Genomic DNA, 15,437 nt, shown 5'->3' with positions numbered 1-15,437 from the left:
GCCCGGGTCGAGGAGCGCCGGCTGGCCATCGCTGCGCCGGGGAGCCCACCGAGTGTGAGGAAACGACCGCTCGAAATCGATTTCAAGCGTCCGTAACCTCACACTCGACGACGAGCGGGTCGGCGAGGTGGCGGAATTGGGGTCGGGGGTCCGGGTGATTCCTGGGGTCCCCGGTTCGCGAGCGTGAAAAACTTGGGGCCCGAACCGACGAAAGGGGCGCGGTAGGCGTGAGACGGTTTCTGGTGGTGGGGTGCGGCGGCTCCGGCGGTGCGACCCTGGCCTACCTGATGGACCAGTTGGCCTCCGACCTGGCCGCGATCGACCGGCGGCTGACACTGCCGGCCGGTTGGCAGTTCGTCCATCTGGACGTGCCGTCGGGCCCCGAACCCGGACCGGACGGGCTGGGCAACGTGCCGCAGCAGGGCGGGCGCTATCTGGGCCTCGGGCCCAAGGGCGGTTCCTATTCCGATCTTGACTACGCGGTCTCGCAGAAGCTGCTCGGCGCGCGGGCGCTGGACGAGCTGGCCGGCTGGGCGCCGCGGCAGCCGCAGTCGGTGGCGACGCCGATCGACGTCGGGGCGGGGCAGTATCGCTCGATCGGCCGGATGATCACGCTGGCCCGGGCGGGCGAGGTGCATCAGGGGCTGCAGTCGGCCTGGGAGCAGCTGGCCCGGGTCGAGACGCTGACCGAGATGGGGCAGCTGGCCGACGCGGTCGGGTCCACGTTCAACGCGAACGAGACGCCGATCGTGCTGGTCGTGACGTCGATGGCCGGCGGCTCCGGCGCTTCGATGGCGCTGGACGTGTGCCGGCTGCTGACCCTGGTCCCCGGCGTGAACCCCAAGCTGACCGCGGTCTTCATGGTCGCTCCGGACATCTTCGACTCGCTGCCGCCGTCCGCGCGGAGTGGCGTCCGGGCCAATGCGCTGGCGATGCTCGGCGAGATCGTCGCCGGCCAGACCGGTGCCGCCCGGCGGCACGACGTGGAGATCCTCTCCGGCCTCGGGTACGGCGACGGCCAGGGCACCGAGATCCCGTTCGCCCGGGTGTTCCCGATCGGCCGGTTCATCGGCGCGCAGCGCACCATGTTCGGCGACGGCAGCCCGAAGGCGGTCTATCGCGGGCTGGCCCGCGGCCTCGGCGGCATGATGATCAGCGAGGTGGCGAGCACCCAGTTCGTCTCGTTCGACCTCGGCAACACCGGCAGCATCCCGCCGGACAGCGACTACCTCGCCTGGGGCGCCCAGCTGGACCCGATCCCCTGGGGTTCGTACGGGTTCGCGAGCCTGAGCATGGGCCGGGAACGCTACGCGGAGTACGCGGCCCAGCGGATCGCCCGCGGCGCCGTGGACCGGCTGCTCGACGGCCACCTGCAACCCGGCAACTCGGCCTCCGGCACCGAGCAGGTCAAGGCCCTGGTGGACAGCCAGTGGGCGCGGCTCTGCGAGCGGCTGCAACTGCCCGTCGGGCTCGGCTCCGGGCAGCAGGCCGGCGCCGAGCTGGGCAGTTGGATGACGACGGTCGCCCTGCCCCGGGCCGACGCCGACGCGGCCGCCCGCCGAGTGGTCGACGCCGAGTACGTACCGCATCTTCCGTCGCCGGGCGGGCAGCAGGCCCGGCAGTGGCTGGAGGCGGTGCAACAGCGGTCGAGGTCCCGCGGCCACGTGCTGGCCGAGGCCGCTGGGAAGGCCGCCTACGACTGGGCGTTCGCCTGGCAGCAGGGCCTGCTGGATCGCCTGGTCGCCGTACTCACCGAAGGGATCAGCCGGCTCGGCCTGCCGTACGCGGCCGCCGTGCTGGAACGCCTCGATGCCCACCTGCGCGGCGTCGTCATCCCCGGCACCGAGGCGCTCGGCCGCACCGATCCGGGCAGCCTGGCCGAGCTGCCGTCCGAGCTGCGGCAGGCGGTCGCGGCGATCAAGGGTGCGATCACCGGCGGCGACACGCTGGTCGAGCGGCTGGTCGACGGTGTCCGGATCAAGGTACGGACGCAGCTCTACACCCGGGCCTCGGCGCTGACCGCGGACGCCCTGGCGACGTTCATCCCGGACGTGCTGACGCCGCTCACCGAGGCGATCCGGGAGGCGCAGCGGGTCCTCGAGCAGGCCCGCGGCTCCCAGGTGAAGCACGACGGCCTGGCTCGGCTGGCCACCGACCAGTACGCGGCCTGGCCGTCCGACGCCGACGTCAAGGTGCCGAGCCGGTTCGACGAGGCCGGCAACGAGGTGCTGCTCACTCCGGCCCGTGACTTCGCTGCCCAGTACGCGGCGGACCTGGCCCGGGCCGTGCCGACCGACGACGCCGGCAACAGCCCGGCCCAGCTGGTCCCGAGCCAGGTGATCGAGGGCGTCTGGGAGACCACCGGCGGCGAGCGCCCGCCGGCCCTGGACCCGCACCAACCGAACCTGATCGTGCAGACCGCGCCCTGGCGGTCCCGGGTCTTCCCGACCAACCCGGCCACCGGCGACGCGCTGATCCCGAGCCGGGCCAGGTTCGGAGTGCACGTCAAACCGGGCGAGGTGCTGGAGCGGGCGCGGGCGTTCGTGGCCCGGTCCGAGCAGTCGTTCCAGCGGTTCTGCGCGGTCTCGCTGCGCGACTTCATCAACGGCCCGGAGGTCGCCGAGTCCGAACGGCACGCCCGGATCCGCGACGTGACCACGAAGTTCACCGAGGCGCTGGCGCTGGCGATGCCGCTGATCGGCGTCGACGAGCAGGTGGTCCGGCTGTTGCACGGCGGCCAGCCGGTCGAGTATCGCTACAAGTTCTCCGACGTGCCGTTCGCCGAGTTGCCGATCGCGGATGATCTTGAGCGGATCCTGGTCGACAACCCGAGCATCGACGCGTCCAGCCGGGACAACCTCGGCTCCGCGCTGACCGACCAGGGCAACCCGCGCCGGATCGACATCTTCGGCTCCTATCCCTTGTATTCGCCGCTGGCGTTCTCCTCGGTGCTGCGGCCGATCGCGGAGCAGTGGGGCGCGACGACGGCGCAGGGCCGGGAGGCGTTCTGGGCGCACCGCCGGTCCCGGCCGCTGGATGCCGCGCTGCCGATGGCGAACGTGGAGCGGCGCACCCTGGTCGCCGGCTGGTATCTCGGCCAGATCGTCGGCGAGCTGGTCATCCCGCCGTCGCCGTACGACAGCGGGGTGCGGATCCTGGATCGCGCGGCCGGCGAGTGGGTCGAGTTCCCGTACCCGATGCTGACGCCGCCACAGCAGTTCGTCGCGCCGTACGACTGGCTGCCGGCGGTGCTGGAGTCCCAACTGCTGGCGATCGCCCGGGTGCACGAGTCGCCGGTCTTGTCCTCCTTGCGGCCGTACCGCCTGCTCCGGGCCCTGTACGACAGCAACCCGCTCCGCCCGGCCGGCGGCATCGTGCCGCTGTCCGGTCGGGAGCGGCTGGCCGCCTGGATCCGTGGCGGCGGCGCCGAGACGGGCGTGGCGTCCCGGGTCCCGGCGCTGGCCGAAGCCGCGACGCCGGAGCAGCGCCGGGACGCCGCGAAGGAATGGCTGAACGGGGCCAAGGGGCCGGGCACGCTGGCCTCGGTGCACTTCATGCCGGCCGGGGTGGACGGGGCGCCGGGCGGCGGCGCGTTCGCCACCATCACCAGCCGCGACCAGGCCAGCCAGACGCCGACCTTCCGCGACCTCGCACCGGACATCCACTGGGCCGCCCGGCAGCTGACCCGGCTGCTGGACGACGCGTACCAGCTCGCGCTGGCCGATCCGAACGCGGCCCGGGGCAGCGCGGACGGCCGGCCCGGCCCGGCGCCGCGGACGACGATCGAATTGCCCGAGGGCGGGGTGTACTGACGCTCATGACGAATCTGGTGCTGCTGGCCGCCCCGGACGGCGTGCTCACCGGCGCCCGGGACGCGCTGCGCGACCTGTCCGCGCTCGGTCTGATCGACGAGTTCTGCTGGGTCCGGCTCGGCCATGATCATGATCAAGTCGGTCATGATCAACTTTCGGTGGCCGCGGAGTTGATCAAGGGCGGCGCCGGTCGTCCGGTGACGGTGCAGCAGGTGCTGGCCGAACACCAGTACGACCGGGTCCGGGTCTGCTCGCTGGCCGCAGTTCTTCCGGGCCCTGAGCCTGGCGAAGGGTCTGTCGAAGGGCAGGAACGTGATCTTGTCGACCTGGTCCGGCGCTCCAGCGGCACCAGCCGGATCGAGCGACTGCGTTGCGTGATCACCCGACCCGGCGGTACGGCAGCCGCCGATGATCTTGGTCGGGACGGCTGGCACACGGTGGTGATCTCGCCGGAGGACGCCCGCGGCCCCGGCCTGGGCCACCAGGTGCTGCAGCCGAGCGACGACCCGGCGCTGATCGGCGGTCCGGCCGCGACCGCGGTGGCCGGGCTGACCGGGCTCTGGTCCGGGGTGCCGGACGCGCCGCTGGACGACGTCGCGGTGCCGCCGGGACGGACGGTCCGGGTCGGCCGGGTGTTCTTCCGGTCGCTGGACGCGTCGGCGGTCGAGCAGGCGATCCGGGACGGCGTCACGTCGACGGCCGGCGGGCTGCCCGCGGTCCGGGTGGCCGGCGCGCAGTCCCTGCGCATCGGCGAAGCCCAGCCCAGCAACGGGATCCGGGGCGCCGGCCACGACGACGTGGAGACCGCGACCCGGACCATGGCGGACGCCCTGTGGCGCAAGCACGGCGCGGTGCTCCGCGGCCCACGGGTGCAGCCGGCGCCGAGCCCGGTCAAGGACATCGGCGCGCTGGCCGCGCTGCGGATGCTGTTCTCGTTCATCTGGGCGGCGATCAAGAACACCCCGATGCGGTGGCGCGCCGCGATCACCAACAAGCTCGCCTCGTCCGCGGCGGCCGCCGTGCACGGCAGCGTGTTCGGTCGCGCCCCGTCGGCGTACGCGGTGGTCGTCCGTGGCATCCGGCCGGACGGCACCGGCGCCGACTGGCGGGACTGGGCCCGGGCGTCCAACGAACTGGCCGGCGTGATCGGCGAGTCCGGCGGTTCGGGCGAACTGTCCGCGGGCCGGCACGACCTGTCCACGCTCTGGCAGGACTACCTCGCGGGCGCGTACACGTTGGCCGACGGCGGCGAGCGGATCTCCGACCTGCCGCCGCTCCAGGTCGGCGCGGACCGGGCAGTGCTGGCCGACCCGGCGCAGGTGGTGCCGGGGCCGCAGCACCGCTGGAAGGCGCCGGGCCAGTTGGGCGGTGCCGACCTCGCGCCGTACGACCTGCTCGGGATGCACGCCGCGCAGGCCCGGCTGAACCCGCCCGAGGGCCAGCTCACCCCCGAGCTGGATCGGGCCCGGGCCGGGCTGGACGGCTGGCTGGGTCGCTATCGCTCGGCATACGCGGTCAAGGTGGGGCAGCGGCTCGGCCGCGCGGTCTCCGACGCCCGCGACGAGGCGCAGGCGATCCTCAGCTCGCTGGCCCAGGCCGGCCAGGACGACGAACCGTCGGACGACCTGCGGCGGAAGATGAGGCGGCTCACCTGGTGGATGCGCGGCCTGCTGATCGGGCTTGCCGTGGTGATCGGCATCCTGCTGCTTCTCGGCGGCTTCGAGGCGCTGACCTGGGAGACCGTGACCATCGCCATCGTCGCGGCTGTGGTGGTCTGGCTGCTCGGCAGTTGCGCGGTGTTCTTCGTCAGCCAGCGGGAGCTGTTCCGCGAACTGAACCGGCGCCGCGACGCCGCCTCCCAGACCGACGCCAACCGGGTCAATCTCGGCCACGTGCTGCGCGACCTGAACCGGCTCACCGCGGCGTACGAGCAGTTCCTGGCCTGGTCCCGGATCGCCGGCGTGGTGCTGGCCGCCCCGTTCGGCGGGCCCGCGGCGACCGGCCCGGAGCGGCGGCTGCCGGCCTCCGGACTGCCGCTGTCGGCTCGGATCGGGGTGGCCGAGCTGCAGCCGGAGGCGGTCGCGAAGGCGGCCACGGTGATCCGACGCGAGGTGTTCCGGGCCGGCTGGCTGAGCCGGCCCTGGCAGGCGCTGCTCGAATCGGCACCGGGTCGGCTGGGGCCGGAGGCGATCGACCTGGCCCAGAGCCCGGAGCGGATGTACGCCGAGCAGGCCGGCGAGGGCAGCCTGCTGGTCCGCTGGGCCGACCTGCTCGAGTTCGGCGAGGACGGAGACCCGCTGAGCGACGGCGGCCGCGCGTTGTGGCAGGCCGTCGGCCGGTCCCTGCCGGAGAGTGAGCTGGGCCGGTCTCTCGTCGCATCGGTCCGGATCGCCGGCCAGGAGCAGACTCCGCGCTCGTACCCGGAATTCATGGCCGGACTGGACCAACCCGCCGAAGCCTGGCACGGCCAGCAACTCGACCCGGTCGGGTTCGGCGCCGAGGCCCGGGTGGCCGGTCGGCACCGGATCGTCAGCAACTGGTTCCGCGGCACCGGTCACGAGTTGAGTCGGGCCGCCGTCCTGGTCCAGCTGACCGAGGCCTTCGCCGCGTACGAGCTCGCGGCGGTGCCCGGCTCCGGCACGCCGGACGCGGACCCGGACCGGACCCGGTGGCCGATGCCCGAGATCGACGAGGTGTACTGATGGACGACCACACCCTGGGCGGCGCGCCGGTCGACCCGACGTTCGAGCGGCTCAAGGCCTGGCGGGACCGCGAGGTGCTGGAGAGCCGGCTGCAACTGGGCGAGATCAAGGACACCTATCTGCGCGCCGTCGCCCGGTCCGGCCAGCGCCGGGCCGCCGAGATCGCCGCCATGCTGCCGGCCGCCCTGCGCAAGTACGCGCCCGACCTGGAACGCCTGGTCGCCACACCCGCGGCCGGCCCGTCGACGCCGACGATGCCGGCCGACCCGACCGACACCCCGGTCACCGCGGTCCAGCACCCGACCACGCCCTCGTTCCCTGAGCCTGTCGAAGGGCCGAGCCCCGAGCACTCGCAACCCACGCCCCCCGAGCAGCAACCCACGCGCCCTGAGCCTGTCGAACGGCCATGCCCGAGCACCACCCCCAGCGCTTCGACAAGCTCAGCGCGCGTTGAAGTCCCGCCCACGGAGCCGGACGGCTACGGCCTCGAGCAGCCCGGCCCGCGCCGCGCCGCCGAGCAGCACCAACCGGCGGGCGTGCAGCCACCGGACCTCGCGGCCGGCTTCGCCCCGTACGAGTTCGGTTCCGACCTGGACGCGGCCGGATTCGGCGGCGGCGCCGTACCGTCGACCGTTGCGCTGCGGTCGCTGACCGGCTCCGACGGGGTACGGCTTGCCTGGGACCAGCCGGACGGGCTGGCCGGCGCGACCGCGTACCGCGTGGTGGCCAGCGACGAGCACCGGCCGTACTCCCCGGACCGGGCCGACCTGGTCGCGGTCGTCCTCGGCGACGCCGAACGCAGCACGCTGGACACCCGCCCGTTCACGGCGGCGATCCGCTACTACCAGGTCTGGTGCAACACCGGCCCGACGCTGGCACTGGCCCGGCGCGGCCAGCCGCGGCTGATCGCCGAGAAGGCCGTGGTCAGCCGGGTCGTCGACGTCGAACTGCGCGAGGACGAGGGACGGGTGATCGGCCAGTGGTCGGTCTGGTACGGAATCGACCGGGTGCACATCTACCGGACGCCGGTGGAACGGGCCCGGCCCGGCCAGCCCGATCCGCAGTACCGGATCCTGGCCGCCGAGCCCAACCTGGGCGGCTTCGTCGACAACGACGCCGAACGCGGCCGCCGCTACCTCTACCAGTTCTGCACCGAGGCGACCGTCGACGGCGTACCGCAACTGTCCGGCGCGGTCACCGTCGAGGTCGGCGTCTCGGCGGTCGTCGACCCGATCGATGATCTCGAGGTCTCCCAGCACGGGAACGATGACGACTGGCAGTTCGATCTGCTCTGGTCGCCGCAGCCGGCCGGCCGGGTGTTCGTCTACCGCACCGAGAACCGGCCGCTGGCCGGCGCCGAGCACGGCAGCCACCCGGAGTCGGCGCTGCCGCAGATGAACCTGGCCGACGCCGACCGGCTGGCGCACCCGATCAGCCCGCAGCCGGACGGCCGGGTCGGCATGCGCAACGTGCCCTGGCCGCGCCGCTGGGACCGCGCCTACTTCACCCCGGTCGTCGTACTGGACGGCATCGCCCGGGTCGGCCGGACGGTGCCCGCGGTCCGGGTCCGGCCGGTGCACGACCCGGTGATCGTCGAACGGTGCGACCAGCAGGTGCTCAAGTTCGGCTGGCCGCCGGGCGCCGCGACCGTACTCGCCGAGATCCTGCAGGGCGGTGACGTGACCGGCACCGTTGAGTGCTCGACCGATCTCTACAACCAGCTCGGCGGGGTCCAGTTCGCCCGGCCGCTGCCGAACCGCGGCGCGACGGTCCGGATCACCGGCGTCTCCTTCGTCGGCGGCGAACGGCGGGAGAGCGTGCCAGTCGAGGTGCGCTATCCGGGCCTGATGCGGATCCGGTACGGGCTCGAGCTGCGCCGCACCCTGCTACTGAAGCCGGACCGGGTGCTGATCCGGTTGTCCAGCGAGTCCGACATCACCAACTGCCCGCCGCTGGTGCTGGTGCACCACCCGACCCGGCTGCCGCTGCACCCCGGCGACGGCCAGCAACTGGAGGTCACCGAGGACATCGAGGAGGTGACCCGGCCGGTGCTCCGGTTCCGGCCGGACGGCATCGGCACCCGGCCCGGCGCGGTGGCCTGGAAGGCGTCGGTCCGCGGCCGCACCGGCTACGTCCGGCTGTTCGCCGACCTGCCGCCGGAGCGGACCTCGCTGGTCGCGATCCTCGATCCGCCGGTCGACTCGCTGCGGCTGGGCTGACCCGTGCTTGACACTCTGCCGCGGTACGGGCGGCTGACGTACACCTCGCTGCACGGGGTCAACGCCGCCGGCACCCGGATCAGCGCCGGCGGCTGGCAGATCGTCCAGGAGGACGGCGGGCTGAGCCGGGACGAGCGGGAGCAGCTGCGGGCCCGGGTGGCCACCCAGTTCGATGCCGGGGTGGAGATCCCGCGGTTCCCGACCCCGGAACAGATCGCCGAACTGCCGCGCCGGCTGGTCTACGCGCCGGTCGACCCCGGCGCGGCCGGCGGCGCGACGGCCTGGTGGCACGCCGGTCCCGCGGGCCCGGACGCGACCGGCCGGCCCGGCAACGTCTTCACCCACGTCGTGCTGGACCGGACTCCCGGAGCCGACGAGCCGGCGGCGGTCCGGCCGATTCAGCTCTGGCGCTCGCCGGACTGGCTCGCCCCGTACGGTGCCGACCAGGTCAGCCGGGCTCGGCTCGGCGACCGGCCGCGCCCGGAACCCGGGACCATGATCACCGCCGACTCGGTGATCAGGTTCCTGCTCGACCCGACCCAGTTCCGGTTCGGCGTGCTGGCCGCGCTGCTCGACGCGACCGCCGCGGCCCTGGCCGGCGGGCCGCGGATCGTGTTGATCACCGAGTCCACCGACCGGGCCGCGCTGTGGACCGGGGCGGTCTCGCTGCTGATGGCGGCACACCAGGCCGCCGGCTTCTCCTTCTCAACCCTGGAACGGATCTCGTCCGTCCCGAATGCCTTCGATCAGGGTGTCCAGCTGGCCTGCGTACCGGTCGTCGACCAAGATCAGATCGCCGCGGCCGCGGCCGATCCGCGCAGCCCGCTGCGGGCCCAGGCGCCGGTGGTGATCATCGACGAGGCGGAACCGCTGGCGATCGGTGATCTTGACGGCGAGCCGCACCGGACCGCGGCCGGTGACCGGATCACCGTCACCGAATGGTCGGTGCTGGCCCAGGTGATCTTCGGCGACGAAGCCGGTGCGGCCTGGGCGCTGGCCGAACTGGACCGGGTCGCCGCCCGGCTCGACGGTGCCGAGCTGCCCGCTGCGGCGGTGGCCTGGCCGCTGGCGATGGCGGTCGGCCGGGCCGGGGACCGGTTCGCCGACGCGGTCCGGGAGGCGGCCGCCGTGGTGACCCGGACCGGCCCGAACGGGTTGCCGGCCGACGAGGAGCTGCACCGGACCGCGCGGGAGTTGATCGGGCGCGGCCTGGGCCGGACCACCGCCGACGCCTGGCAGATCGCCGGCAACCCCGAGGCGCTGGCCCGGGTCGGTGCCCAGACCGCCCAGTTGATCATGGAGGCCTACGTCCGCCGGGCGGTGGCGGAACCGGACTGGCTGGCCCGGCCCGGTGCGGTCCCGCTGCCCGACCCGGCACCGCGGCTGTCCATGATCACCGAACGCGAACTGATCGCCGCGGTCGGCGACGCCTGCGCCGCGATCGCCGGGGCCGAGCTGACCGAGGCGGACCGGGCGGTGGCGGTGCTGCACCTGATCGACCTGCTGGCCCGCAGCGGGCTGGATCACCTGGAGCCGCCGGAGCCGTTGGTCGACGCCCTGGAACGCTGCTGCCACCTGCTCGGTGTCGATCAACCCGCGGCGCCTCTGATCGAGCGGGCCGGCCCGGTGTCGGAGCGGGCCCTGCGCTGGGTGATCCGGCCGGTGCTGGCCGGTCAGGAGTGGGTGGTCCGCGGCACCATCGGCCGCCGGCTGGCCGCGCCGGTCGCCGAGTGGCTGTATCCGGACGAGGGCGCGCCGCCGCCGTTGGGCCGGCTGGCCGTCGGCGACGACGACCCGTTGCGGGCCGAGCTGGCGTACCACCGGTGGACGACGGACCCGGACCGGCATCCGGCCGAACGGCCGCTGGTCGCCTGGTCGGCGCTGCGGGCGCTGGCGCCGTACGAGTCGCCGCCGCCCGAGTTGGAACGCGCGTTCGAGGGCGGCGCCTGGCCGGCCGGTGACCTGCTGCTGATCCGGCGCCGCTGGCCGGCCGCGGTCGGCGTTCGGCAGTGGGCGCCGACCGTGAAGTCGGCTCCGCCGAGCGACGACCTGACCCGGCTGATCGACGACCTCCGGGATCCGCTGCTGCGCGGACTGGACCATGATCGCCAGGTCGGCGCCGACCTGCTGGTGCTGCGGCTGCTGGCCCGGGACCAGTACTGGCTGCAGAACCGGCGCAACCCGCCCGACGCCGAGGTGCAGGCGGTGATCTCCGGTGCGCTCTGGGCCTGGGACCTGCCCGGCCGGCTGGCCGAGGACGCGTCCGACGCGCTGCTCTGCGCTCTCGTCCTCGATGCCGTACGGGAGCTCGGCCTGCCTGGCGCGAAACGGCTCCGGAGCAAGATCAACTCCGGTCGCGGCTTCGAACTCAAGCTGGACTCGGCGGTGTTGATCAAGAACCTGTTCTCGGCCGAACGCAAGGAGCCCTGGCTGCGCGCGGCACTGCTGGCCGACCGGGGCTTCGCGCTCGGCGGGGTGGACCGGACGGCGCAGCAGTGGCTCGGCTCGCTGACCTCGAGCCGGAAGTCGCTGCTGAACACCCTGGTGCAGGACTGGGCCGGGAATCAGATCGGGAACCGGTGGGACCAGGCGCGCCGGGTCACCGCGGAGCGGACGGCCCAGCGGTATGCCCGGATGGATGTCGACCGGCGAGCCCTGGAACGGCAGGCCGACGCCCGACTGCGCGCGATCGCCCGAGGTCAGTCAGGCTCGAGTGACCGGCCCGGCTTCCTCCGGGGAAGGAGCAATGGATCATGACCACCTATCTGTTACGCGAGGGTCACTCGGTCCGGGTGGACGCGCTGCCGATCGCGATCCGGGTGCAGCCGGTCGGCGGCGGCCCCTTCGGGCACCGGGTCGAGGTCGCCGGCCAGCACGGGCCGGTGCGCACCGTACGCCGGCCGGACCAGGTGATCGTGCCGGTGATCGACCAGCCGGTCCAGGTCAGCCTGCTGCCGGAGGGCGAGGCGTTCGGGCCGCAGAGCGTGGTCACGGTGGCGCTCGGGCCGGACAGCCCGGCCGGCGGCGACGCGGACCGGGCGGTGCTGGACCAGGTCGACCTGTCCGGGCTGCACCGGCGGGACATCGTGATCATGGAACCCGACGCCGGCCGGATCAAGATCAGCACCGTCGGAGTGGTCAACGACGAGGCACTGCCGCCGACCGCCGAGATGGCCCGGGACGCAGCCCGCGGCGTGCTCGGCCTGCCGCGGCTGCCGGCCGAGCGACGGGTGCGGCTGGCGGTCGGCCTGGACACGTCGGCCTCGATGCGGCGACTGCCGCCGGACCGGCTGGTCCGGCCCTGCCTGGAGCTCTTCGCCGGCCTGAGCGTGGTGATCGCCGGGGACCAGACCGGGCACGGCACGCTGGTCGGCTGGCAGTCCGTTCCGGTGCCGACCGGCCCGGCCGCCGAGTTCGCCTCGTCCATGATCACCGGGCTGGCCGACCGGCCGCTCGACATCGGCTGCCGGTCCGGCCTGTTCGAGCAGAGCACGGCCGGTCCGGGTGCCGACCGAACGGCCCGGTTCTTGATCACCGACGCCGTGCCGCCCGGTCTGGCGGGCCGTACGCTGACCGGCGTCGTGGTGATCGGCGAGGCCCAGCCGCCCGGACCCCTCGGCGGCGGGGCCACCGGCGTGCCCGTACTCTCGGATGATCAACCGCTGGATCGCGACCAGGTGGGGCGGATCGTCGCCTCGCTGCTGGCCGCCGCCGGCCCGTTGATCGGTGCCGGAAACCTGATCGGAACACCATGATCATGACGAAGTGCCCGCGCTGCTTCCGGCGACTGCCGGACGGCGAGTGGGTGTTCGCCTGCCGGTCCGGCCGCTGCCAGGAGTACGAGGATCCGGTCGGCTCCGCGCACACCGGCATCGCGGTCCGGAGCGGGCCGATGCACAGCGTCCGGCGCAACCCCGAGGTGAAGCACTGGCGGCTGCCCGACGACGCCCAGCTGTGCCCGTCCTGCCAGCAGCCCGGCGTCGAGGTCTGCCCGCACTGCCACTACGGCCTGCCGCCGGAGTGGCGGCTCGGCACAGCGACCTGCATCGCGCTGGCCGGTGCCCGCGCGACCGGCAAGAGCGTCTACATCGGCGTCATGATCAAACAGCTCGACTACCTGCTGTCCCGGATGGGCTCGTCGCTGAAGTTCGCCACCGACACCTCGCGGCGGATCTACAACGACGTGTACCAGCGGCCCCTGTTCGAGGCCCGCGGCATCATGCCCCCGACGGCCGCGGCCGGTGTCGCGGACGCGTACCAGCGGGAGCCGTTGATCTTGAGCCTCGGCGTGATCGACGGCCAGCGCCGCTACCTGGTGATCCGCGACGTGGCCGGCGAGGACCTGGAGGCGAGCACAGTCGGCGTCGAGCACCTGAGCTACTTCGCCCAGGCCGACTCGGTCTTCTTCATGTTCGACCCGACCGCGGTCAACCAGGTCCGGGAGATGCTGAAGGACCTGCTGCCGCCGCAGCTGCACGAGGCGGGCAGCCCCGAGACCGTACTCGAGAACCTGATCCTGCTGCTCGGCTCGGCCACCCCGCCGATCGCGATGATCTTGTCGAAGTTCGACACCATGCAGGCCCTGCGCCTGGTCCAGGGCACCGAGTGGAGCCGGATCATGTCCAACCCCGGCGCCGCCTTCCAGCGCGACCCCGGCCTGGCCGCCCTCCGCTACGACGAGGACGACGGCGCCCTGCTCGACGCCGAGGTCCGCAGCCTGCTGATCCGCCTCGGCGCCGAACGCTTCCTCAACACCATGACCGCCCCCCACCACGGCCGCCCCTTCGCCCACCGCCTGTTCGCCGTCTCGGCCCTCGGCGAAGCCGCGGAAGGCGAACGCATCCACCACCGAGGCATCGCCTCCTTCCGCTGCCTCGACCCCATCCGCTGGACCCTAGCCCTCTAAAAAACCCGCCGACCAGACTGGGCTCGGCCCGCTCGCGGCCCCCGACCCGGGACCTTCCCGCGGCAGGCCGCCGACAGGCGAGGATGGTGGCCGAGGACCGACCGGAGTACGAGGGGAGCCGCGCATGCCGTACGTCGAGGTGGAGGGGATCCGGGTACACCACGTGATCACCGGGCCGGACGATCCGGCCGCGCCGACGCTGGTGCTGGTGCACGGGTTCACGGTGGATCACCGGGTGCTGTCCGGTCCGTTCGAGCCCGTCTTCGCCGACCACCCGCAGTGGCGCCGGATCTACCTCGACCTGCCCGGCCACGGCCGGACCGCGGCGCCCGAGGTGGCGAGCAGCGATGACGTGTTCCAGGTGCTCCGGGCCGCGGTCGAAGCCTTGGCCCCGGGCCGGTACGCCCTCGTCGGCCAGTCCTACGGCGGCTATCTGGCCCGCGGCCTGGCCGCCGTACACGCCGATCGGCTGGACGGCCTGGCGATCATCGTTCCGGTCATCCTGCCGCGGCACGAGGAGCGCGACCTGCCGCCGCGCCAGGTACTGATCCGCGACCCGGAGTTCGCGGCGCGGCTCGGTGCCGAGCTGGACGCCGAGGACCTGCTTGTCGTCCAGGCCGAGGAGACCTGGCGCGCGCTGCGGACGTACGTCCAGCCGGGACTCGACCTGGCCGACCCGGACGTCACGGCTCGGATCGCGACGGCGTACCAGGGCAGCTTCCCGGTCGACGTCGCCGACTTCATCCGGCCGTGCCTGATCATGGTGGGCCGGCAGGACCACATCACCGGCTACCGGGACGCCTGGACCCTACTGGAGCGCTATCCCCGGGCGACGTTCGCGGTGCTCGACCAGGCCGGGCACGGTCTCGACGCCGAGCAGCCGGTGCTGGCGCGGGCGCTGTTCGGCGAGTGGCTGGACCGCGTGACCGCCGCAACGACAGCATTGGGCTAGTTTCCGCCGCAACGAGAACCTGTTGCGGAATGGTGCGGTCGGCTCGGCGCCCGGAACTGGCCTGCCCCGGTCGCGGAGCCGCGCAGGCCTGGGCAGAGGTTCAGGCTCCGTGCAGCGCACTCGACCTCAGCGAGTGGATCCAAGGGCATTTCCTGGGTACTTCGGTTGCCCTTGCCGACCGCTGTGGATTTTCGCCGCGTCTGACCGGCTGAAATTCACTCCGGTCGGGCGGCTCGAGGAGAGGCAGGGCCCGCGTCGGGCTGGACAGCGGACCGGACCTACGACCGGGCAGTCCTGACTCGGCGGGCCAGCTCGGCCACGTCGACCGGACGGGTGGTGTCGACCCGGATCACCGGCCCGAGCCCCAGCGGTTCGGCGTGCCGCTCGACCCCGGTGCGCTCCGGCTCGGTCATCGGGGCGCCGTGGATCGGGTGCCGGGACGGCCAACGTTCCTTGTTGCGGCACCGGGCCACCTCCGCCGGAACGTCGCACCAGACCTCCACCACACGATCCACACCGGCGCGGGCCAGGCCGGCGACGACCAGCTCCCGGACGTCGGCGCGCCAGGAGCTCTCCAGCACAGCACCCGGCGTCGCCGCGGCCAGCAGCGCCCACACCGTCTCCGAAGCGGCGGCGCCGAGCGCCCGGTTCCAGTCCCGCTGCGGCCGATCGTCCGGCGGCTCGGAGCCGAGGACGTCGGCGTGGGCCTCCTTGATCACGTCCTTGCTGATCAACGGCAGCCCGAGCGCCGCGGCCAGGGGCGGAGCCAGCGTCGACTTCCCTGCTGCCGGGACCCCGTTCACCAGCACCACGAGTTGATCACTGCGCACGCCGGAGCCGATTCGA

General features: G+C 73.3%; 8 protein-coding genes. 7 read left to right on the top strand and 1 reads right to left on the bottom strand.

The annotated features are described in order from the left end of the window. Positions 1–227: 227 nt before the first annotated feature. The 7 genes from BKA15_RS16755 to BKA15_RS16725 all read left to right on the top strand — a co-directional run bounded on the left by BKA15_RS16755 (position 228) and on the right by BKA15_RS16725 (position 14,591). On the top strand, positions 228–3,812 hold the full coding sequence (locus tag BKA15_RS16755; RefSeq protein ID WP_179752624.1) for a tubulin-like doman-containing protein: 3,585 nt from the start codon (positions 228–230) through the stop codon (positions 3,810–3,812). Between the two features lie 5 nt (positions 3,813–3,817). Beyond that, positions 3,818–6,514, top strand: a complete 2,697-nt coding sequence (locus BKA15_RS16750; protein WP_179752623.1) for a hypothetical protein — start codon at positions 3,818–3,820, stop codon at positions 6,512–6,514. After that, positions 6,514–8,733 (top strand): SaeA-related protein, encoded by a 2,220-nt coding sequence (locus tag BKA15_RS16745; protein WP_179752621.1) that lies wholly within the window; start codon positions 6,514–6,516, stop codon positions 8,731–8,733. Before BKA15_RS16750 ends, BKA15_RS16745 begins: the two co-directional genes overlap by 1 nt. Before the next feature lie 3 nt (positions 8,734–8,736). Next, on the top strand, positions 8,737–11,490 hold the full coding sequence (locus tag BKA15_RS16740) for a GAP1-N2 domain-containing protein (protein ID WP_179752619.1): 2,754 nt from the start codon (positions 8,737–8,739) through the stop codon (positions 11,488–11,490). Next, positions 11,487–12,488 (top strand): hypothetical protein, encoded by a 1,002-nt coding sequence (locus tag BKA15_RS16735; RefSeq protein ID WP_179752617.1) that lies wholly within the window; start codon positions 11,487–11,489, stop codon positions 12,486–12,488. The genes BKA15_RS16740 and BKA15_RS16735 overlap by 4 nt, the downstream gene beginning before the upstream one ends. Then, the gene (locus BKA15_RS16730; RefSeq protein WP_179752615.1) at positions 12,485–13,639 is read left to right on the top strand and encodes a zinc ribbon domain-containing protein; all 1,155 of its coding nucleotides are present in this window, start codon (positions 12,485–12,487) and stop codon (positions 13,637–13,639) included. Before BKA15_RS16735 ends, BKA15_RS16730 begins: the two co-directional genes overlap by 4 nt. Positions 13,640–13,763: 124 nt before the next feature. Beyond that, positions 13,764–14,591, top strand: a complete 828-nt coding sequence (locus BKA15_RS16725) for an alpha/beta fold hydrolase (protein WP_179752614.1) — start codon at positions 13,764–13,766, stop codon at positions 14,589–14,591. A 278-nt stretch (positions 14,592–14,869) separates the two neighbouring features. On the opposite strand, the gene BKA15_RS16720 is transcribed toward BKA15_RS16725, so the two are convergent. Next, entirely contained in the window at positions 14,870–15,421 is a 552-nt protein-coding gene (locus BKA15_RS16720) for a P-loop nucleotide/nucleoside kinase family protein (RefSeq protein WP_218871384.1), read from the bottom strand. Between the last annotated feature and the right edge of the window lie 16 nt (positions 15,422–15,437).

This window comes from Microlunatus parietis (assembly GCF_013407955.1).
Classification (GTDB): Bacteria; Actinomycetota; Actinomycetes; order Propionibacteriales; family Propionibacteriaceae; genus Microlunatus; species Microlunatus parietis.
This window is presented reverse-complemented; position numbering and strand designations above follow the sequence as displayed.